Genomic DNA, 20,587 nt, shown 5'->3' on the forward strand with positions numbered 1-20,587 from the left:
GTTAAGCGCAAGCTTTTGCATTTCGTAACCTAACTAATAACAAGGTGAAGTGAACTACATAAAAGTCGTCGACTATCGGACTTTTGGTTCACGCACCCCTTCTACAACCTAAAATGACTGATCTACGATTGCCGCAGGAATATCTTCTCGCTTAGGTTGACTTTGAGTCCTATGCTTATCAACATACATATTTTCCTGTTTTTCCAAGCTGTGTTGGATCGTATCCATCATTTTTTTCTGGTAAGCCAAGGCTTGTTGGGTCAACAATAAATTGGTTTCTTGCAACTCCTGGATCTCTTGAATCAGCATCTTTGTTTTGTCGCCAATTTCACCAGTATACTTATCAAAAATCAGTAAGAAATCTTCCTTTTGCGGAACAATTCCATTTAGCGATTCTCCGTCATCAAGAACTAAAAACTTTTGTTCACGTTTTAGTATTTTGATAAATAATTTAAGCTTAGCCTGAAATGCCCTTTCATTCATCTTTATTTCCTTCTTGTTTCATTTCCTGGAACATCTGATCAGCAATCTTTTCTGGTGAGACCTTATATGTTCCGTTTGCCAACTGCTGTTTGATTTTGTCGACCTTAGCTGCATCCACATCAGCGTCTATATCACGATTTTTAGCGTTGTTTACTAATCTTTGAGCAGTATCTGATAACTTAACATTAGGCTGTCGCAATGCACCCTTTTTCGTGGTTTTCGAGGCTTGCTTTTGGTAATGGTTTTGTATCATCTGTGAATTTATTGAAGAAATATCTCGATTAATTTTCATGCGAATGCCTCCTTTTTCCTTTTTGACTTTACAAATACAGTTATCGGCCAAAATAAAAAAAAGTTAAACCTAAAAGTTCAACTTTTTTTAACTTAATTTATTTTATTGATCCTTTGTTTTTGAGAAATGATCTTATTGATCCGCACACCAAAGTTTTCATTGATCACAACGACTTCACCAGTTGCGATCAATTTCCCGTTCAACATGATCTCCAAAGGTTCGTCTGTTAATTTATCAAGTTCGATAACCGAGCCCGTATTAAAGTTTAAGATATCTCGAACTGCCTTCTTAGAACGGCCCAAAACAACGCTTAGGTTTAAAGGAACATCTAAAATTAAATCTAAGTTATCGCCACTGACTTCTTGATGACTGGACAATTCTTCAAATTCAGGTTTAGAAATTTCCATGCTTGTAACCTGTGCCTTTCCTTGTGGTTGTTCATTGCTTGACTTTTGCGGAATCTTAACTTGCTGTGGAGTTGGTTGTGGTTTACTAGCAGTTTGCATTTCGTTGTCTACTGATTCTGCTACATCATGCTTGACAACTGTTGCCTTGTCAGACATCATTGCTTTCACAATATCTCTGACCATTTCCAAAGAAAAGATCTGCATAATTTCACTTTCGATCAATCCTTCTACATCCAATTTAAATGAAATACAGTAGATTTCTTCTCCGCGGTCTAAAGAGTTTTCATCCACATCGTCAGGATTTTCCCACAAGTGCACCTTAGGTGGAAAAATATCAACTTTTTGGTTGATCATAGTGGCCATGGACGTTGAAGCTGAACCAATCATTTGGTTCATTGCTTCACTCACAGCACTTAGCTCGACTTCAGTAAATTCTTCTGAAGCTGACTTTCCATCGCCGCCCATCATCAGATCAGCAATAACCGTTGCATCACTGACCTCTAGCAACATTAAGTTAGTTCCTGCCAAACCTTCACGAAATTCAACGGTCGTAGCGACCTTGGGTGCATGGATCTGGTCGAGTAATTCACCAAAATGGATTTTTTTAACACGTGGTGTCGTAATTGCCACACGATGAGTCAGAATTGATGACAGAGTTGTTGCTGCCTGTGACATGGAAATATTACCAACTTCACCGATCAGGTCTTTGACCCCTTGGCGATCTAACCCCTCCAATAATTCTTCATCATCTGATTGCGCAGCTTCTTGAGTATCACTGCCATTCATCAAAGCATCTATTTGTTCTTGTGTTAAACTCTCCGTCATTCTTCTTCCCCCTCGATCTTGCTCAATAACTCAATTGCGAATTGTCCATTCTTTTTCCCTGGTTTGACCCAGTAAAACGGTCGGTCTTCAATGTACGTATCTAACGGACTGGAGATTTTAGAGTCCAGCTTGATGACATCGCCTGGTTCTAATTTCAAGAAATCAGCCAAGTCCATTTGGGTGTTGCCCAAAGCGACTTCCATTGGCAGATCTATTGCGTTTAACCCGTGTTTTAATTCGCTTTGGTCATCTTCACTTAATTCCTGGCTTGAGTCAAACCAATTATGCAAACTCAATTTATCTAGGATACCTTCGAATGAAACATAAGGAATACACAAGTTAATAAATGTTGAAACTCCGAAAAGCTGTACTGTGAAAGTAGCTAATACGACTGGTTCATTAGGTGATAAGGACTGTAGTAATTGTGGATTTGTTTCTAGAGATTCAAGCTCAACATCAAGTGTTAGGACTTCTTTCCAAACCGATTGCAAAATTTTAGAGAATTCACTCATAACTTCATCCAATAAACTTAATTCGATATCTGTAAAACCATTTTTGTCCAAAGGCGGTTGATTTTTTCGGTTACTCTCCAAATCAGCACCGCCACACAACAATTCGACTAAAGTCATACATAGTTGGGGATTGATTTCGATCATGTGTGATCCTTTAAGTGGAGCTGCTTTAAACATTCCAATCAAAGTCACACGTGGGATTGAATGAATGAATTCGTCATAACTGATCTGCTCGATCGATGCTAATTGCATATCCAAGTTAGTCCGCAAGATATTTGAAAGAACATTGCCGCTCATCTTAGCGAAGTCTTCAAAAATCATGTGTAAAGTATTTATATATTCTTTAGATAGCCGTGTCGGTCTTCTAAAATCGTATGGCTTCGCTTGTGATTCGTCATTTTGTTCTTCATCGATCACTTCTTCGTCTAATTCACCCGAATCATAGGCATTTAAAAGTGAATCGATTTCCTGCTGTGATAACACCTGATCCACAAAGACACTTCCTCTCGCTTATTAGTTCATTCCACAATTAAAAAATCTTATCATTAACGTCGATCACATCAGCAATCGTTTGTTCACCCAAATCTACCACACCGGTAAAATAAAGGGCGGCTTGATCTTCACTTAGTTGAATATCATCAGGATCAACATCCACAACTTCGATCACTTCATCGATCAATAATCCACGACGTTCATCATCTTTTTTCATTATCATAATATTTCGGTTTGTTTTTGATTCCGGCAGTCCTACTAACTGTGCCAAGCTGATCACCGTCAACACTGTGCCTCGCAAATTTATCAAGCCCTTGACCCAAAGCGGAGCAAGCGGGACTTTGGTAATTTGAACCGTATCAACAACTTCTTCTACAGTTCCTGCGGCTATCAAATAATGTTGCTGATTCATTTTAAACAAAATCATCTGCATAAAAACACACTCCCTTTCTTAATTAAATTCAGTCAATAGAACTTTAATTAAGACAATGCCTTATCTAAGGCTTTGATCACCCGATCAGTATCAAAAGGTTTGACGATAAAATCGACTGCTCCAGCTCTGATAGCATCCATGACCATTCCTTGTTGGCCCATCGCACTGCACATCACAACTTTTGCATTGCTATCAAATTCCTTGATCATTTTCACGGCCTGAATCCCATCCACATCCGGCATGGTAATATCCATTGTTACCAAGTCCGGTTTCTCAGATTGATAAAGGTCGAAGGCTTCCTGCCCATTTTGTGCTTCTCCAGCGACCTCATAGCCGTTCTTTTCTAAAATATCCTTTAATTTCATTCTCATAAAAACAGCGTCATCAACGATCAAAACTTTATTTGCCACGCGACATTCTCCTCTCAAACTCCAAGTGATTTTATCATTTTGTCAATTACACCCAACTCTGGGATGAAGTATAGTGAAGCTTCCAGGTAATTAGAATCATAAGTAAATTCATTTCTGATCACCATGATCTCATCACCAAACTGTTCAAATTCCATATATGCACTACTGATCACGGCACCAAACATATCAAACGAACTTACCGGAACTTCTGGTTTTAATTTCTTTTCCAGCATCCCGCCAATCGATGTTAAAAATGAACTTGAAACAATGTTGGTCAATTCACTAACTGCAGAAACCTTAATTTCTTCGGTCACACCTTGATCTGTTCCCATCATCAAACTTGAGATCTCTTTAGCGGCCGGGTCCGTAATAACAAATAGCATCGCACCCTTTAAGTCACCATGGATGCTGCTCAAGACGGCATAAACTTCTTGGTCATCGGCCATGACTTGCTGGTAAAGCTCGTCATAACTTAAGATATTGACTTCTGGAACACGCATCCTGATCACACTACCAACCATTTGCGATATTGTTGTAGCTGCTTTGCCGCCGCCAATATTCATAACTTCTTTTAACGCATCTAATTGTATGTTTGAATATGCCATCTTAACCCACCTGTGCGTCTTTACAGATCGTATTGACGTCCAAGATCAATGCGATCGAGCCGTTGCCAAGGATCGTCGCGCCTTGGAATCTTTTGATTTTTTGCAACATCGGATCAATCTTCTTGATCACGATTTCTTGCTGTCCGATCAATTCATCAACTACGATCCCAAAGTCTTTATTATCACCCTTGATCAAGATCATATATTTCTTTCCCTGATCCTTTTCAGGGATATTCAAAATGTTGGCAGTCCGGATCACTGGTGTCAATCCTGTCTGTAAAGGATTGACTTCCTGACTAGCAGTTTGTAAAATATTATCTTCATGGATCATTTCGACCCGTTCAACAACATCTAACGGGATAGCAAATGTTTCTTCGCCTAGTTTGACCATCAGTGCCTGAATAATAGACAAGGTCAACGGTAATTTGATAACTGTTTTCGTACCCACATTGACTTTACTGTCAACTTCCAATGAACCGCCCAGTTCGTTGATTTTAGCTTGAACAGCATCCAAGCCGACCCCACGTCCTGAAATGTTAGTGATCTTTTTAGCCGTTGAAAAGCCAGGATTAAAGACTAACATTTGCAGCTCTTTATCACTCATACCGGTCGTATCGATTCCACGCTCTTCAGCGGTAATTTTAAGGACTTGTGGATCAAGGCCTTTACCATCATCGCTCAAAGTGATCATGACCTTATTTCCTTCTTGATAAGCCGATAATTTTATCTTTCCTTCTTCCGGTTTGCCAAGTTTCTTTCTGTTTTCAGCATCCTCGATCCCATGGTCGGCTGAATTTCTAACTAAATGGATCAAGGGCTCACTGAGTTCGGTAACCACAGTTTTATCTAATTCAGTTTCTTCGCCCTCAATTTCAAGAGTCATCTTTTTATTTAACTGGTTGGAAAGATCGCGAACCATCCGTGGAAAACGACTAAAGACAACGCTGACTTGCTGCATCCGAATTTTCAAAACCAAATCCTGCAGTTCAGATGTCAAGCGTGAAACCTGTTCTAAAGATTCATGCACTTCTTCTAAATTTTGGCGACTATTGGCATCTTCTAGTTGATTGCGATAAACGACCAACTCAGATACAACATTCAAAAAGGTATCCAACCGAGAAAGATCAACTCTGATCGACTGATTTTTGGCATTTTTTTGATGCGAAGTGCTCTTCTTAGACGGGGCTTTTGCTTTCTTAGGTTCAGGAGCAGCGCTTTTTTTCTCAGTAGTATTTTCTTTGTCAACAGCTGGTTGTGCGTCTTTTTGTGGTTCTTCAGCGGCTGTCTTTTGAGTTTTCTCATCGAATTCTGCCGTCAAAACTTCAGCGATCTCACTACTAGATTCAATAATCTTCTTAATGTCATCTTGATTACTTTCAGTTAGGATCAACAATTTGAAATCTGTATCAAAATTGCCTTCTTCCAGCTGGTCAGGAGCCGGTTCAGTGTGAATAATATCTCCTTCACTGTCGAGCTTATCGATGACTAAGAATGCTCGTGGGCCTTTCAGCATTGACTCTGGATCGATTCGAACTGCCGCACTGATCACATTAAGATGTTGTGTTTTAGCCTGTTCGATCACTGATAAGTCAGCTTCTTCTAAAGTTTCAAATTTCAGTTCGAGCTGACTATCTTCTGGAGCTTTCTTCTCATCTACATTTTTATCAGCGGTTTTTGTTTGGCCGCCATCTAATTCATTTTCAACTTTATCTAATTCATTCCATAATTCTGTGATCTGATCTTCGCTTTGTTCTTCTTCATCTCGCAAGCCGTCTAGAAGTTCGGTCAATTTATCTAAGCACCGAAAAATCAGAGAAATATGATCACTTGTTACCTTCAACTTGCCTGATTTGAAAAGATCAAAAATATCTTCCATTTTATGAGTCAACTTGCTCATGACAGTATATCCCATAGTTGCTGACATTCCTTTTAGGGTATGTGCAGCTCTAAAAATTTCATTGATCAAATCGATATTGTCTGGTTCTTTTTCAAGTTCTAGAATATTATCATTTAGTTGCGTTAAATTATCTTCGCTTTCTTCGAAAAAGATATCGCGATAAACACTATTATCGTCAGCCATCAATGATCCCCCCATTCAAATTATTTACACCTAAGCACGAATGGTCTGTGCTTATTGTTAAAGTCCGCTAATGCTCGACTTTTAACCGGCTCACTCCACCTTGTTTTCTTAGTCAGGTTGCTTGAGACAGAAAGCTCCGCCTATCCAACATTAGTTCCACATCGCAAAATACGCAATCTGAATCTAGTGTCCGATAGTGCTCACTTTCTCCCGTCTCACTCACCTTGTTTCTCATATATAAACGACTCTATTTTCTTTAACCCCAGCTTTTCTGCGCTGTTAAGTGTTTCTGTTGCTCCCGTGAACAATATTCCACCTGGTACCAGCGCCTCACTTATTTTTTGATAAACTCGATCGCGTGCCTCGGGTTTGAAATAAATCGTTACATTGCGACAAATTATCGCATGAAAACCTGATTCATACTGGTCAGCCAATAAATCATGTTTCTTGAACGAAACTCGTTGTTTGACGGCTGGTCCTATTTGATACTGGTCTGGTCCTAATGACTTAAAATATCGTCTAACATCAGTATCAGAAACATTTTTTAACTCATTTGTCGAATACTGACCTAAACGTGCTTTCTTTAAAATGTCATCATCAATATCCGTTGCTAGAACATTGCCCATAAGATGATTTTTTTCTAAGATCATCGCTAAGGTGTATGGTTCGGCGCCGGTCGAACAAGCCGCACTCCATAGTTTCAAATTATTAAATTGTGGAGCAACTTTTTCTAACAAACATTTTTCAAAATTACTAAATATTTCTTGATTGCGGTAAAATTCAGTCACATTAATTGTCAAATGCTCGATAAACTTCGCTCGTTTGATTGGATCTTTGTCCAAAAGGTGTTCATATTCATGCAACGAGTTGACCCCGTTTTTATCCATAATATTTTTGATCCTGCGTTGCATTTGTCTTTCTTTATAATCATCGAGATGGATATGATATTTCTGCTCCACCCACCTATTAAAATCAGTAAAATTTTCTTCCAACATTTTAATTTCACCCAACGATCGTCTGTAGTATTTTCCCGATCTCATGCAAACTTACAACTTCATCGACAACTTGAGCTTCAATTGCAGATCTTGGCATTCCAAAAACGGTACAAGATTCCTGATCTTCAGCTATTACATAACCGCCTTCATCCATGATTGTTTGCAATCCTGCCGTTCCATCATGCCCCATTCCAGTCAGGATAAAAGCTGTTAAATTAGCACCATAATGAGCAGCCGCCGTTTCAAACAAGTAATCAACGGCTGGCCTTGTCCCATGCATCTTCGGACGTTGATCTAACTTGAGCCGGTCACCTTGGATCGTCATGTGATAATTACCAGGACACAAGTAGATCTGATTTTTGACCAGCATATTATCACTAGCCTCAACGACTGTAGCGCCGCTTTCTTCATTTAAACGCTCAGAAAACGTGCGGGTAAATCCCGCTGGCATATGTTGTACGATAAAAACAGGAATGTTTGTATGACTCACACCTTTAATAATTTCTAATAGTGCTTTTGGTCCACCCGTTGATGAGCCGATCACAACGGCTTGGGGCCTGATGTTACGCTTTTTATGTGCTCCGTTGGGTTTGGCTTTATGATTGGCAGCAACTGGCGGTTTACTAGAACGTCCGCAAATATTTTTGATCTTTGCATACAGTTCTCTGACCCACTCGTCTTGAATTTCCATCAGGTTCACAGGTTTTTCGATAAAATCGGCCGCACCATATTCTAGAGCTTTGATGGTTACTGCCTGATCACTGACTGCACTTAGCATTATGACCGGGATAGAATAATCCTTTTTGATCTGTCTAAGGGCGCTCAAGCCATCCATAACAGGCATTTCAATATCCATTAAAATTAAGTCAAAATCATTATCTGCATCAAGGATATCCAAACAATTTTGACCGTTTCGTGCAATTCGAACCGTTGAAACACTGGGCATTTTATTCAATATATCCGAGATCACTTTGCGCATAAATGCAGAGTCATCAACCATCAAAATCCTATTCATAAGGTATAAGAATCCTTTCACATCTTTACTTTTCACTCTTAAACAACATTCTCAAGTCATCAATGAGCAAATTTTCGCTAATTAAAAAACAGTACATAGTTTTTAAATGTATCTATTTTCCTGTCTCACGACCCTGATCAAGGTCGAAAAATCGTTTAAATCGACGACCATGGTCCTTCCGTTGCTGCCGCCCGTATCTTGGCCAACTAACGGGATCTGCAGGCTTGCCAACTGATTTAAAACAGCGTCAACATTTCTCTGACCAATATTAGCTGTCGTGAGGTTGTTTTTAAATCTAAACATATTTGCACCACCAGAGATCTTAGCTTGAAATTTAGCTCGTGGTGCTTTTTGCTTAAGTTCTTTGACCATCAGGGGTAACGCCGTATTGGCATACTTAGCCAAGTTCAAACCTGAAGTCCCGTTCTTTTCAAACGGTTTACTATCAGGGAGCATAATATGACTCAATCCACCGATTTTTGAAACTGGATCATAAACGATCGTTCCAATACAAGAACCTAGCCCCACGGTCATTATTTTATTAGGCGCGTATGAAATTTTATAATCAGAGATTCCTACCCTGGTTTCGTTAGTGTTCTGCAGCATCATCCGTATTCTCTTCTTTTTCTGAATTTTCAGTAATGGAATCTACGGATGAAATGATCTCCTCTTCTTGTGAAGAGTTGAAAATATAATCTAAGTTCAACTCGATCACTACTTCATCGCCCATCTTCAAAAATTGACTGATATACGGGCGCTTCAGTGATGATCTGTCCAAATCTTTTTCATAATCCGTCTCAGTCAGCGACATGATCCCTACGATCTCCTCGACAAAGATCCCCATCGTCCGTTCGCTCCAATGTGCCAAGATCACCTTAGAGTCCAGCGTTGCAGGCGATAATTCGCCGTAAAGCCGCTTACTAAGATCAACGATTGGCAACATCTGTTCTTGATATTCATACACACCTAATACATAGTCTGGCACTTCCGGCAACGAGATAAACTTTTCAGTTTCGATCACTCGTTTAACCATTTCAACTGGCAAAGCAAAAACTTGCTTATGACTTTTAAAAACAACATATTGTCCCATTTTTGTACCCCTCTTTAACTTCTACAACTAAGAATTGACGCTGCTAGTTTTTTAATTTGAAACTGCCGATTTGCAAACGTCTGATCTCATCAGCTTGTTGAAGCTGTTCGACACTTTTTTCGAGTTCTTCGATCAAGGAATAAAAATCATCCAAGTTAGCCGAGACTTCCTGTGTACTTGCAGAAGTTTCAGCGATCTGTGAATCCATTTGCTGAATAGAATTATTGACTGCATCTTTTTTATCTTTGATCTCATCTGCATGTGAACTAACATCGGTTAGGCCATCGCTCAACTGCGTGACATCCTCGGTGATTTGTTCGCTAGCCTTCAGTACACCAGAAATATTCATCTGCTGTTGCTGGCTGCCCTTGTATGATGCATCCAGATCAACAGTCATTTTCTTAGACTTAGCACGGATCGATTCGATCAGTTCTCTAATATTAGTGGTTGATTTGCCGGATTGTTCTGCCAGATCACGGACTTCCTCAGCAACGATTGCAAAGCCTTTACCTGCCTCGCCTGCACGAGCCGCCTCTATTGAAGCATTCAAAGCCAACAAATTAGTCTGTTCTGAAATATCATTGATCAACTGCACGATATTGCCAATACTTTGAATATCTTGATTCATCGCCGTCATTTCAGAAACAATCTTCTTTTGACTTTCTGTTTCTTGGTTCCAAGACCGTGAAACTTGGCGCATCATTTCCATGTTTTGAATATTACTTTGCTTTGATTCGTCAGCATAGCTATTCATTTTTTCAATTTTCTGGCGTATCTCTTCAATTTGGTCACCAAAAACATTCATTTGAGCAACTGTACTTTGAGAAGCTGTTGCTTGCTGTCCAGCATTAGTAGCAATAGTCCCCATCGCTTGACGGACACCATCGATCGAACTTTTAGCGTGCGTCGATTTTCCACTTAGATCGTTGACCATTGTTTCCGACTGCTCAGTTTCTTCCTTGATCCCAGTTAATAAAGCTGAAAATGCATTGGCTAAACCAAGCAACTGGTCACGAGTTTTAATAAACATTGGGCTTTGGCCGGGAACTTTGCCGATCTCGTCGATCTGACTGAAATCTCCCTCTACCATCTTACCGACCTGAACAGAAAGTTTTTTTAATCCGCCGGCTTCTCCTCCTGTTACTGCCGTATTTTTATGACCAAATAGTACATACAAGAGATGCAAAGCGACTACAATGACCGCGAGTATCCAAAACCTTCTCATCTCCGCTGTCTGTGCCGAGCTTAAAACAAAAGCCCGAAAAACAATTAAAACAATGACTGTCCCTAAAACTGGCAAGAAAGCTACTTCGGAGTTAACTTTTTTAGCCGTCTTCTTACGTTTTTCCATTTGTTTTCCTTCCCCATATAAAAGATTTGGTATCTGTCATAATACTCACTTAAGCAAAACGACACTCCAATCTGTTATATCGGTTAAAATTTTATTTTTTTAACCGTTTACCAAACATAGACATCTTTTGGATCAGAAAATCTTGAATATCCACCGTCTGGATCATCTCGGATCAGTTCTCCATTTTTTAGTTCCAAAGTTCGATGACGCAAAGAATTAACCATGGTACTGTCATGTGTTGCTAAAATGATCGTTGTCCCCATCTGATTCAGGCGAAAGAAAATTTGCATGATCTCTTTGGCCGACTTAACGTCTAAATTAGCAGTAGGTTCGTCCGCGATAATAACTGGCGGATCATTCAATAACGCACGAGCGATCGCAATTTTCTTTTGTTGCCCGACTGAAAGTTCCTGAGGCAACCGCTCAATAAATAGCATCATTTCGACACTGGTCAATACCTCTGCCATCCGCTCTTCCCACTTTTCAGTGGGGATCTCTAGCGCTGACATACAGGTTTCCATATTTTCTTTGATCGTCAATCGCGGTAAAAAAAGGTCTTTTTGCGAAACGATCCCCAATTGACGGCGTAGTTTGTATATCTGTTCATTTCTCAAATATTCAATTTCAATATTGCCGATCCGGGCTATACCAGAATCAATGGAGCGTTGAGCACTTAAGATCTCAAGTAAAGTTGTTTTCCCAGCCCCACTTGGACCAACTACATAAACAAATTCACCTTGTTCGATCACGCATGAAATATTTTTATTTGCCCAAACATTGCCATATTTTTTTGTTACATTTTTAAGTTCGATCAATTTTTTCTCCTAAATCAGTCGGTAAAGTGGTTGATGGTCTCCATCATTTCATCTGTAGATGAAGCAGCGCGGGCATTCATTTGGTAAGACCTCTGTGCTGTTAATAATTCTGTCATTTGAGTAGCCAGATCTACATTGGAACTTTCAAGAGTTCCTTGCATCACACTACTACCTGCCCCAGCGGCTCTAAAACCGCCATTGGCTAAATACAAGTTATCACCAACTGACACCAATGAATGTGCGTTGTTTGGTTCAAATAAACGTAAAGACCCTAAAACCTGATCACCGGATCTGATCGTTCCGTCTGAAGAAACTTTCAAGTCCCCTGCTGGCCAATTTTGTTCTGGCACCCGCGCGTCAACTGCAACACGATAGCCGTTGCTGGCGATCAAACCACCGTTAGCATCACGATGAAAGTCTCCTGCCTTAGTCAAGTATGTATTACCATCGGGACCAATGATCCCAAAAAAAGCATTGCCGTTAATAGCCATATCAAGTGCACGACCGGTCGTTTCAAATTTTCCGACTTGATCATCGACTCGTGCTCCCGCGGCATTTAGACCAGTATTCGAATCAACTCTTGCATTAGAATTACCAAGTGCACCGTCGCTATTAGTTAAATTATTATTCATCAGCTCATTAAATGAATTGATGATTCCCTTATAGCCTACTGTGTTTGCGTTAGCAATGTTATGTGAAACATTATCCAGATTATTTTGCAAGCCGTTCAAACCTGTTCTGTTAATGGATAAAATAGAATTCAAGTTCATTTTTACTTACTCTCCTCATTTCCTACATGATCTGTTTTCTCAAGCCTATACTAAGTACCATCAAGACTCACTGTACGCCTGAGAAAAATAACAAACTATTTGATCTAGATCCGACCTAGTTGGTTGACTGCCTTATCCAAGGTCGAATTAGTAGCTGATAGCACTTTTTGTTGAGCCTGAAATTGGCGCCCGGTTTCCATTAATGAGACCATCTCATCAGCAGTAGAAACATTAGAATTTTCAAGCATTCCAGCTTGGACCGGCAAATCAATTTGCTGGGCTCCCTGCCCGGTATAAAGCGTTCCGCCGACATTTTGAAGTTGTGCATTTGCTGGGAAAGACACCACCATCAAATTTTGTTGTGCTTGCTGGGCATCAACTGGGCCGCCATTTCGACCTATCACTTGAAAACCTTCTTCAGTGATCAGCTGACCGGCATCATTCACTGAAAAATGACCATCACGCGTATACGCGATTTGCCCATTTCCCATTCTAACGGCAAAAAAGCCATTGCCTTGAACTGCAAAATCCGTTGCCAAGCCTGTCGGTTCAAGCGAGCCTTTTTGCATGTCCAGCGCACTGCCCTGAATTTGATTGCCCCATGTAAAACCGCCAATCTCATGGCGGGTTTCATTTTTGGGACCAGCCTGGTTATTATGTAACTGTGCCTCGTTCATTGTTGCTTCAAACAAATTTTTTTGCAGGTAGCCAGGTGTCTTGATATTAGCGATGTTACTGCTAATATTTTCTTGTTGAGCTTGCAAAACATTAAAACTATGTCTTAAAGTATCAATTCCTCTAATCATCATTTTCCTCCATAAATCCTTTTAGTTTTCCAACTGCACGCCCATGGATCTGTGAAACGCGTGCAATAGAAACGTCTAAGACCAAACTAATTTCTTTAAGTGTCATTTCCTGTTCGTAATACAAACTCAAAACTAATTGTTCTCTTTCAGAAAGCTTGCTGATCGCCGCTGCCAACTCCTGTTTCATTTCTGTTTCCAACAAATGTGCTTGTGCATCGCCCGTTTTTTTATCACGAAAGATCTCTTGTCTGCTAGGCGATTGTTCTGCTGAAAACAAGACATCCTCCAAAGAGATACTAGCCATATAATGCAAGCTATCATAAATATCGTTCAGCTTTTTCTGATTGATTTGGAGCTTACTGCATAATTCTTTGTCAGTAGCTTCTCGTTTCAATTCTTGCTCTAATTCCTGCTTAGCCCGATAATAGCGAGTCAAATTGTCAAATTTATAACGAGACAACCGACCGTGACTGCGGATCTCATCAATGATGGTCCCACGGATCCGTACATAAGCATAACTTTCAAATGGTACTTTCTTTTGTGGATCAAATTTCTTAAGTGCATCGATCAAGCCGATCACTCCAGTATTGAAGAGATCTTCGTAGTCATAATCGGAGCTTTTAACAGTGATCCGAGCGACGACCTTTTCAACTAAAGGCAAATATTTGATAACTTGATCTTCCATATTCATCTCATACAAGAAAAAAGCTCCTTTCTGAAAATACCGGGTGAAGTAATTGTCTTCTATCCTTGTTCCTGCAAATATGTGTTGCAAATTGGAATGTGACGCTTACTTTGGCATAGTTTGTCTCACAAGTCAGAATGTGATGCATACTCTGGCCAGCTATCTTCAACACGCCTTCCCACAGAGTGCCTTCCTAAAATTGCAACTGCCCGACTGCCTCGATCCCGATTTCATTTGGGATCTCATTTAACGACAAAATTGCCAAATCTGGGAAGTTAAACGACAACAACTTTCTAAACGCAGTTCTAGTCTGTGGATTTGTCAAAAGGACAAAGGAAATATTTTCCACCAGCATTTTTTGATTCAGCTGAGTGATCGCATCCAACATCTTATTGACCGTATCCGGCTGCAAAACAGGATACGAGCCAGTTGCTGTTTTTTTAATACTCTGTGCAACCATTTCTTCAATTTTGGGATGCACAGTAACGGCATAAATTTTGTTATCTTCACCGACATACTTGTTGGCAATTGTTCTTCTTAATGCTTGGCGAACGTATTCTGTCAGCGTTTCGGTATCTTTGGTGACGGTCCCATAATCTGCCAGAGTTTCTAAGATAGTTGATAAATCATTGATCGGTACCTTTTCTTCCAACAAATTCTGGAGGACCTTTTCAACTTCTCCTAAGCGTAAAATATCTGGGATCAATTCATCGATCACAACGTTGCTTTGTTGCTTAATGCCTTCCAATAATTGCTTAACTTCTTGGCGTCCCAAAAGTTCAGGAGCATGTGAGTAAATAACTTCCTTCAAATGAGTGGCGATAACAGTCAAAGGTTCGATAACTGTGAATCCTTGCAGGTCAGCCGCTTCTTTATCACTTTCATTGATCCACATCGCTTCTAAATGAAAGGCTGGTTCCACGGCTTGGATGCCATTAAACGGGATCTCATCCCCAGTCGGACTAAAGATCATGTATTTATCAGGATAAATATCACCCGTGCCGACCTCATTGCCCTTGATCTTGATAGAATAATTATTTGCATCCAGGTACAAGTTATCTCGGATCCTCACTGGACTGACCAAGATTCCTAATTCATGAGCAGTTTGTTTACGTAAAGCAGTGATCCGGCTCATCAAACTATTGTCGATCGAACTATCGACCAGCGGTATCAGTGCATAACCAATTTCGATCGCTAAAGTTTCGACTTGGAAATCGGCTACATCTTCGTCTTCTTGGACATCTTTTTTCTTTTGTAAAGCCAAAGTCTGTTTTCGTTGTTGCTCTTCCTTAACTTTCTTAGCATCCTGTTGTTTGATCAGGAAGCTAACACCAAGTAGGGCTAACCCCATAACCATAAAGGGAATAAACGGAAAACCGGGGACAAGGGATAAAACCATTAAGATCCCCGCTACGATCCGGAATATTTGCGGATTGCGCAACGCATCTTCAGCAATATCTTTACCAAACGTACTATCATTATCAGAGCGAGTAACAATAATACCTGAGGCAATTGAGATCAATAGTGAAGGGATCGAACTGACCAAGCCATCACCGATCGACAGCTTGCCAAACTGTGATAAAGCTTCCATTGCGCTGAGATCACCTTTCATAGTAAAGATGATCGTTCCACCGATCAGATTGACTAAAACAATGACGATCCCCGCAATGGCATCACCTTTAACGAACTTGCTGGCACCATCCATCGAACCATAAAAATCTGCTTCACGTTGCAGGTCTTCCCGTCGTTTTCTAGCCTGCTTTTCATCGATCAAACCCGAGTTCAGATCCGAATCGATCGCCATCTGTTTCCCTGGCATAGCATCCAAGGTGAAACGGGCCGACACTTCTGAAACACGGCCGGAACCGTTAGTCACAACGACCAACTGCACGATCATGATGATCACGAACAAGATGATCCCAACAATATAGTTATTCCCTGCCACAACGTCAGCAAAGGCGGCAATAACATGTCCCCCATCACCTTGTGTTAGGATCGCACGAGTCGATGACATGTTTAAACCTAACTTGAACATCGTTGTGATCAAAAGTAAGGTTGGAAAAGTAGTAAATTCCAAGACTGAGTGAGTAAACATGGTGATCAATAATATGTTCATGGCGATCGCCATGTTGATGGTTATCAAAAAATCCAAGACTGGCAGCGGAAGCGGAATGATGATCAAACTAATGATACTGACCACCAAAAGTGAAACGATCAGGTCAGCTGGTCTGAGTGCATTCTTCTTAGCTGCTTTTTGCTTGTTTTTCATCAGTTACTCTCTCTCCTATCAACTCAAATCCGGTTCAACTTTAACCAGACTTATATTTTATACTTAGCTTCTTCATCCAACCGGTAGACCAAAGTGATCAAATCAGCGACTGGCTCAAAAAACTCTTCCGGAATGAATTCTCCTGCCTCGATCTTGGGATAAATTGCTCGTGCCAGCGGTTTATTCTCAATGATCGGTACATCATTTTTTCTGGCTTCTTCTTTCATTTTCATGGCGACCTCATCAGCTCCTTTAGCAAGCAGCTGTGGGACTGGTGTTTCTGTCTTATCATACTTGATTGCCAACGCTAAATGAGTCGGGTTCGCCAAAACGACTGTCGCATCTTTAACTTGGGCGATCGAGTTCCGGACCATCGCCTGATACTTAGCTTTCCGCTGCGCTTTGACCTTCGGATCGCCTTCCATTTGTTTCATTTCTTCTTTGATCTCTTGTTTAGTCATCTTCAATTTCTTAGTCCGACTGAAACTTTGATAGGCAAAATCTGCCAACCCCAAAACCAACAAAACCAAGGCAATCTGCATCCCTAGTTCTTTACAAAAATTGAGAATAAAAAACAAGATCTTGGCAGGACCAACAGAACCAGCATTTAAAATGTCACGTAACGTAGATATGTATTTGCGATAACACAGATATGCGATCAGTAAGAACTTTGCCAGCGTTTTTCCCAGGTTGACTATCGCATCCAGACTAAACATCCTTTTGAAACCACTTAAAGGGTTCAAACGTTTGAAATCAGGCTTTAATGGTTTAGCCGTAAATAAAAAACCAATTTGCACAAAATTCCCCAAAAAACTGATCAAATAACCGACGACCAAGAATGGTGCTGCCACGATCAAAACCATTAAGATCGCCTGCAAGCCAACCTTAGGCAGGTCTGCGTATAAGACCTGGTAGTTATCCAACTGCTCGATAAAGCCTGTCATATAAGGAAAAAACTTGCCTAATCCAAATTGCCAAGCAGGAATAAAGATAAACGAAAAGGTCAATAAAGCCAAAGCAGCTGTTAAGTCTGGACTTCTAGCAACATTTCCCTTCTTGCGCGCATCTCTTTTACGCTTAGGGGTCGGTTTTTCAGTTTTACCATCTTTATCCATGAAATAACCTTTCCTTTATCAGACTATGCCTGACCTACCGAACGCAGGAACTCGACTAGATACTCATATGACTGTGGGATTATCTTTCCCAACAATTCCACGACATTTGGCAGCATGATCAAAAAGATGATCATTCCTACAGTAGATTTAAGAGACAAACTTAACATCAGCACGTTCATTTGCGGCACAGACCGTGACAAGATCCCCAATACAATATCGATCACCATCACAGCAATGATCAAAGGTGCAGCAACATTAAAAGCCATGGCAAGGGTCTTACTAGTCAAAATGACCACACCCTTAACACTTGCATTCGTCAAAGTGGCGGTTCCTAAAGGAACAATCGTAAAAGATAGCATCACAGCGCGAAACAATTCCAGATGCAAATTTAACATGAAGAAAACTGCCAGTGCCAACCAGTAGTACATCCGACCAAATTGTGAACTGGAAACTTCCATTGTCCTGTCATAAGCCTGGCCCATCGAAAAACCATTTTGAAAATCGATCAGGGAACCCGCCATGATCACAGCTTGAAAAACTAGTTGACTAACATAGCCCATGGCAAGCCCCAATAAAGTCTCCTTTAAAGCCGCCAAAGCGAAGATAACCACACTCATCGCCTTGACCTTACCAACTAAAGGAATGGCAGCAACTACCAAACTCCCCCCAACGATCAGCTTAGCAGTATTAGGAAAACTTCTTTGTGATAAAATCGGCGCTGTGACCATAAAAGAAAATATCCGGCAAATCACCAAACTAACTAATTGTACTTCGGCCACTGACGTCACATCCCCGAGATCAAGCGGAAGATATATTCCGTGAATTCTTTTAGCGTTGTGATCATAAAGTTTCCAGCCAAGATCAGGGTCACAAAAATTGCGACCAACTTAGGGACAAAACTCAAAGTTTGTTCTTGAATCTGGGTCGTAGCTTGAAAGATACTAATGACCAAACCAACGACCATCGCAACTATCACGATTGGACCTGAAACTACTAAGATTCTGATCACCGCTTCACGCATGACCGTCAAGACTAATGAAACAGACATTAAGCTCCCCCTCTAACTGAAACTATGAACCAACGATTCGACTAACAAGTACCAGCCATCTACCATCACGAATAATAATAATTTAAACGGCAATGAGATCATAACCGGCGACAGCATGATCATCCCCATCGCCATCAGCACACTCGAGACGACCATATCTATGATCAAAAACGGGATAAATATCAAAAAGCCAATACTAAAGGCTGTCCGCAGCTCACTAATAATAAAAGCCGGAGTAAGTGTCGTTAGCGGAACTGACTCCACATTTTTATAGCGATGCTTGTCTTTAGAAACATCTAAGAACAATTTGACATCTTTTTTTCGAGTTTCTTTTCCCATAAATTCCTTAAGCCTGACCTCTGAACGGTTGAATGCTTGTTTTTCAGTAATCTCCTGCCGACTATAAGGTTGGATCGCTTCTTTATAGATATCTGTATAAACAGGCTTCATCGTAAACAGGGTCAAAAACAAAGCCAAGCCAAGCAAAACTTGATTTGGTGGGTTTTGCTGCGTTCCTAAGGCACTTCTAGTAAATGAAAGGACCATGATGATCCGTGTAAAAGATGTCATCATGACTAACAACAGCGGGACCACGGATAAAATCGTCATCATCACAAACACATTAACGATCTGCGACGAATTTCCGCTCTGTCCACTATTGATCAAATCAGTAATGCCACGAGAAACATCATTGAGGCCAGCTGCATGCACTGAAACTGGTCGGAACAAGCAAGCCGTTAAGGACAACCCGCTCAGTATTTTACTTTGATTTTTCGTAGTCATTACTTCTTTCTCTTATTCTGCAGCTTGATCGTCTTTTGCTTGAGAATGGCCGCAAAATCTATTTTTTCACTCGCTTGATCATCTGAACTGGTAAATAATTGCTCAACCTCTTCTTTTGATAACTCAGAGATCACCGTACTGCCTTGTTCTGCCAAGCTCATCAAGTAATAGCGCTCGATGACTTGCACGATCCCAAGTGCGGAAGTTTTTGAAACTGGGATTTTCTTGATAACTCGAAATTGCCGCTCCTGTGGAGCAACGAATTTCTGTAAGTATTTTAAAAATAAGTTGATCAAAACGATCACGATAATTAATCCAACCACCATTTTGATCAACGACAACGTTAACTCCATTTGAATACTCCTCGTATGATTTAACTTATTGGATCACAAAATCTGTTACATAAACTTCTTGCACTATTGAACTGCCATAATTTTTATTAATAGCCTCTTTGACTTGTTCTTTGACCTCATCGATACTTTGATTATTTTTCAATAAATCTGCGGCCCTTTTTGGTTTCAAAACACGGATCATGCTGTCACGCACTAAAGGCATGTCTTTTTTTAATGCTTTTGCTTGATCATCGTCAGCCACTAACAAAGAGACCTTTAAGCGTAAATATTGTGGATCAGCTGCATCATCCGTTGCCAAATTAACAATAAACTTTTTGACGTTTACCAGACGCTGTCTTTTAGAAATGGCAGCTCCTGTTTGCACTTTTTCAGCTTTAGGTTTTGCGTCTTGACTATTAAAGTACTTGCCGGAAATGATCGTGCCGGCAGCACCAGCCCCAAATGCTAAAACGACTACTAAAACAATAAGCAATCCCCATTTGATGCCACCTGCTTTAGTTTTAGTTGTTTCTACTTCTTCATTCTTCTTCATTGTTTCCCTCGTTATTCCCTTCAAAAAGATTCTCACCAGAAAAAATTCGGTGACGATATTCTATGATCGCTTCCCTAATTTCAAACACTGTGTCTCTAACTACCAGCGTTTTCCCATCGACAAGCGTGATTACTGTATCTGGGGTTTCATCAATTCGATAGATCAAATCTGGGTTCAAATAAAATTCTTTTCCTTTAAATGAAGTTAACAAAATCATGAACCTGCCCCCCTATTATTTATCCTGTACATAAAATAAAAATTTTACCTTACAGGTTCTTTTTCCCCTTTTGATCAAATTGCTGCGCTCACTATTCTAGGACAGCTCCTCAAGCCAGGACTTTCCGTCTAACCAACTTCTACACCACCATGCTGAAAAACGCATTATGGCCTAGAAGTCCGTTAGTACTCGAGTCCTACCCGG

The 20,587-nt window shown here is 40.4% G+C and carries 25 protein-coding genes; all 25 read right to left on the reverse strand.

Going from position 1 to position 20,587, the window contains the following annotated elements; translation table 11 throughout:
• Positions 1 to 108: 108 nt before the first annotated feature.
• Positions 109 to 483, reverse strand: a complete 375-nt coding sequence (locus tag FC65_RS03055) for a hypothetical protein (RefSeq protein WP_056971504.1) — start codon at positions 481 to 483, stop codon at positions 109 to 111.
• Positions 476 to 775 (reverse strand): flagellar biosynthesis anti-sigma factor FlgM, encoded by a 300-nt coding sequence (flgM, locus tag FC65_RS03060; RefSeq protein ID WP_056971505.1) that lies wholly within the window; start codon positions 773 to 775, stop codon positions 476 to 478. The genes FC65_RS03055 and flgM overlap by 8 nt, the downstream gene beginning before the upstream one ends.
• A 92-nt stretch (positions 776 to 867) precedes the next feature.
• Positions 868 to 2,007 (reverse strand): flagellar motor switch phosphatase FliY, encoded by a 1,140-nt coding sequence (fliY, locus tag FC65_RS03065; protein ID WP_056971506.1) that lies wholly within the window; start codon positions 2,005 to 2,007, stop codon positions 868 to 870.
• Positions 2,004 to 3,011, reverse strand: coding sequence for a flagellar motor switch protein FliM (gene fliM, locus FC65_RS03070; RefSeq protein ID WP_010498216.1), 1,008 nt, complete (start codon positions 3,009 to 3,011; stop codon positions 2,004 to 2,006). The genes fliY and fliM overlap by 4 nt, the downstream gene beginning before the upstream one ends.
• A gap of 37 nt (positions 3,012 to 3,048) precedes the next feature.
• On the reverse strand, positions 3,049 to 3,444 hold the full coding sequence (locus tag FC65_RS03075; protein WP_010498215.1) for a chemotaxis protein CheW: 396 nt from the start codon (positions 3,442 to 3,444) through the stop codon (positions 3,049 to 3,051).
• Positions 3,445 to 3,491: 47 nt separating this feature from the next.
• The gene (locus FC65_RS03080) at positions 3,492 to 3,854 is read right to left on the reverse strand and encodes a response regulator (RefSeq protein ID WP_010498213.1); all 363 of its coding nucleotides are present in this window, start codon (positions 3,852 to 3,854) and stop codon (positions 3,492 to 3,494) included.
• Positions 3,855 to 3,868: 14 nt separating this feature from the next.
• Positions 3,869 to 4,459 carry a chemotaxis protein CheC gene (locus FC65_RS03085; RefSeq protein WP_010498211.1) on the reverse strand — a complete coding sequence of 197 codons (591 nt, stop codon included), beginning with the start codon at positions 4,457 to 4,459 and terminating at the stop codon, positions 3,869 to 3,871.
• Between the two features lies 1 nt (position 4,460).
• Positions 4,461 to 6,539, reverse strand: coding sequence for a chemotaxis protein CheA (locus FC65_RS03090; protein ID WP_056971507.1), 2,079 nt, complete (start codon positions 6,537 to 6,539; stop codon positions 4,461 to 4,463).
• Positions 6,540 to 6,754: 215 nt separating this feature from the next.
• Positions 6,755 to 7,534, reverse strand: coding sequence for a CheR family methyltransferase (locus tag FC65_RS03095; RefSeq protein ID WP_056971508.1), 780 nt, complete (start codon positions 7,532 to 7,534; stop codon positions 6,755 to 6,757).
• 7 nt (positions 7,535 to 7,541) lie between these two features.
• Positions 7,542 to 8,549 carry a chemotaxis-specific protein-glutamate methyltransferase CheB gene (gene cheB, locus FC65_RS03100; protein ID WP_010498208.1) on the reverse strand — a complete coding sequence of 336 codons (1,008 nt, stop codon included), beginning with the start codon at positions 8,547 to 8,549 and terminating at the stop codon, positions 7,542 to 7,544.
• Positions 8,550 to 8,651: 102 nt separating this feature from the next.
• On the reverse strand, positions 8,652 to 9,155 hold the full coding sequence (locus FC65_RS03105) for a chemotaxis protein CheD (protein ID WP_056971518.1): 504 nt from the start codon (positions 9,153 to 9,155) through the stop codon (positions 8,652 to 8,654).
• The gene (locus FC65_RS03110; protein ID WP_056971509.1) at positions 9,139 to 9,639 is read right to left on the reverse strand and encodes a chemotaxis protein CheW; all 501 of its coding nucleotides are present in this window, start codon (positions 9,637 to 9,639) and stop codon (positions 9,139 to 9,141) included. The genes FC65_RS03105 and FC65_RS03110 overlap by 17 nt, the downstream gene beginning before the upstream one ends.
• Positions 9,640 to 9,682: 43 nt before the next feature.
• Positions 9,683 to 10,990, reverse strand: coding sequence for a methyl-accepting chemotaxis protein (locus FC65_RS03115; RefSeq protein ID WP_056971510.1), 1,308 nt, complete (start codon positions 10,988 to 10,990; stop codon positions 9,683 to 9,685).
• Between the two features lie 107 nt (positions 10,991 to 11,097).
• Positions 11,098 to 11,805: a cell division ATP-binding protein FtsE gene (locus FC65_RS03120; protein ID WP_010498204.1), complete on the reverse strand. Its 708-nt coding sequence runs from the start codon at positions 11,803 to 11,805 to the stop codon at positions 11,098 to 11,100.
• 14 nt (positions 11,806 to 11,819) lie between these two features.
• On the reverse strand, positions 11,820 to 12,575 hold the full coding sequence (locus tag FC65_RS03125) for a flagellar hook-basal body protein (RefSeq protein ID WP_056971511.1): 756 nt from the start codon (positions 12,573 to 12,575) through the stop codon (positions 11,820 to 11,822).
• A gap of 104 nt (positions 12,576 to 12,679) precedes the next feature.
• Entirely contained in the window at positions 12,680 to 13,381 is a 702-nt protein-coding gene (locus FC65_RS03130; protein ID WP_010498202.1) for a flagellar hook-basal body complex protein, read from the reverse strand.
• Positions 13,374 to 14,081 carry a sigma-70 family RNA polymerase sigma factor gene (locus tag FC65_RS03135; RefSeq protein ID WP_010498200.1) on the reverse strand — a complete coding sequence of 236 codons (708 nt, stop codon included), beginning with the start codon at positions 14,079 to 14,081 and terminating at the stop codon, positions 13,374 to 13,376. Before FC65_RS03135 ends, FC65_RS03130 begins: the two co-directional genes overlap by 8 nt.
• Before the next feature lie 178 nt (positions 14,082 to 14,259).
• On the reverse strand, positions 14,260 to 16,335 hold the full coding sequence (flhA, locus tag FC65_RS03140) for a flagellar biosynthesis protein FlhA (RefSeq protein WP_056971512.1): 2,076 nt from the start codon (positions 16,333 to 16,335) through the stop codon (positions 14,260 to 14,262).
• Positions 16,336 to 16,385: 50 nt separating this feature from the next.
• A complete protein-coding gene (locus FC65_RS03145; RefSeq protein ID WP_056971513.1) occupies positions 16,386 to 17,450 on the reverse strand; it encodes an EscU/YscU/HrcU family type III secretion system export apparatus switch protein in 1,065 nt (354 codons plus the stop codon).
• A gap of 23 nt (positions 17,451 to 17,473) precedes the next feature.
• Positions 17,474 to 18,229 carry a flagellar biosynthetic protein FliR gene (fliR, locus tag FC65_RS03150; protein ID WP_039098643.1) on the reverse strand — a complete coding sequence of 252 codons (756 nt, stop codon included), beginning with the start codon at positions 18,227 to 18,229 and terminating at the stop codon, positions 17,474 to 17,476.
• A gap of 5 nt (positions 18,230 to 18,234) precedes the next feature.
• On the reverse strand, positions 18,235 to 18,498 hold the full coding sequence (gene fliQ, locus FC65_RS03155) for a flagellar biosynthesis protein FliQ (RefSeq protein ID WP_010498193.1): 264 nt from the start codon (positions 18,496 to 18,498) through the stop codon (positions 18,235 to 18,237).
• 12 nt (positions 18,499 to 18,510) lie between these two features.
• A complete protein-coding gene (fliP, locus tag FC65_RS03160; RefSeq protein ID WP_056971514.1) occupies positions 18,511 to 19,281 on the reverse strand; it encodes a flagellar type III secretion system pore protein FliP in 771 nt (256 codons plus the stop codon).
• Positions 19,281 to 19,634 (reverse strand): flagellar biosynthetic protein FliO, encoded by a 354-nt coding sequence (locus tag FC65_RS03165; RefSeq protein WP_056971515.1) that lies wholly within the window; start codon positions 19,632 to 19,634, stop codon positions 19,281 to 19,283. The genes fliP and FC65_RS03165 overlap by 1 nt, the downstream gene beginning before the upstream one ends.
• A gap of 25 nt (positions 19,635 to 19,659) precedes the next feature.
• Positions 19,660 to 20,166 carry a flagellar basal body-associated FliL family protein gene (locus tag FC65_RS03170; protein WP_056971516.1) on the reverse strand — a complete coding sequence of 169 codons (507 nt, stop codon included), beginning with the start codon at positions 20,164 to 20,166 and terminating at the stop codon, positions 19,660 to 19,662.
• A complete protein-coding gene (locus tag FC65_RS03175; protein WP_056971517.1) occupies positions 20,153 to 20,383 on the reverse strand; it encodes a flagellar FlbD family protein in 231 nt (76 codons plus the stop codon). The genes FC65_RS03170 and FC65_RS03175 overlap by 14 nt, the downstream gene beginning before the upstream one ends.
• Positions 20,384 to 20,587: the final 204 nt, after the last annotated feature.

Origin of the sequence: Ligilactobacillus acidipiscis DSM 15836 (genome assembly GCF_001435755.1) — a bacterium.
Lineage (GTDB): Bacteria > Bacillota > Bacilli > Lactobacillales > Lactobacillaceae > Ligilactobacillus > Ligilactobacillus acidipiscis.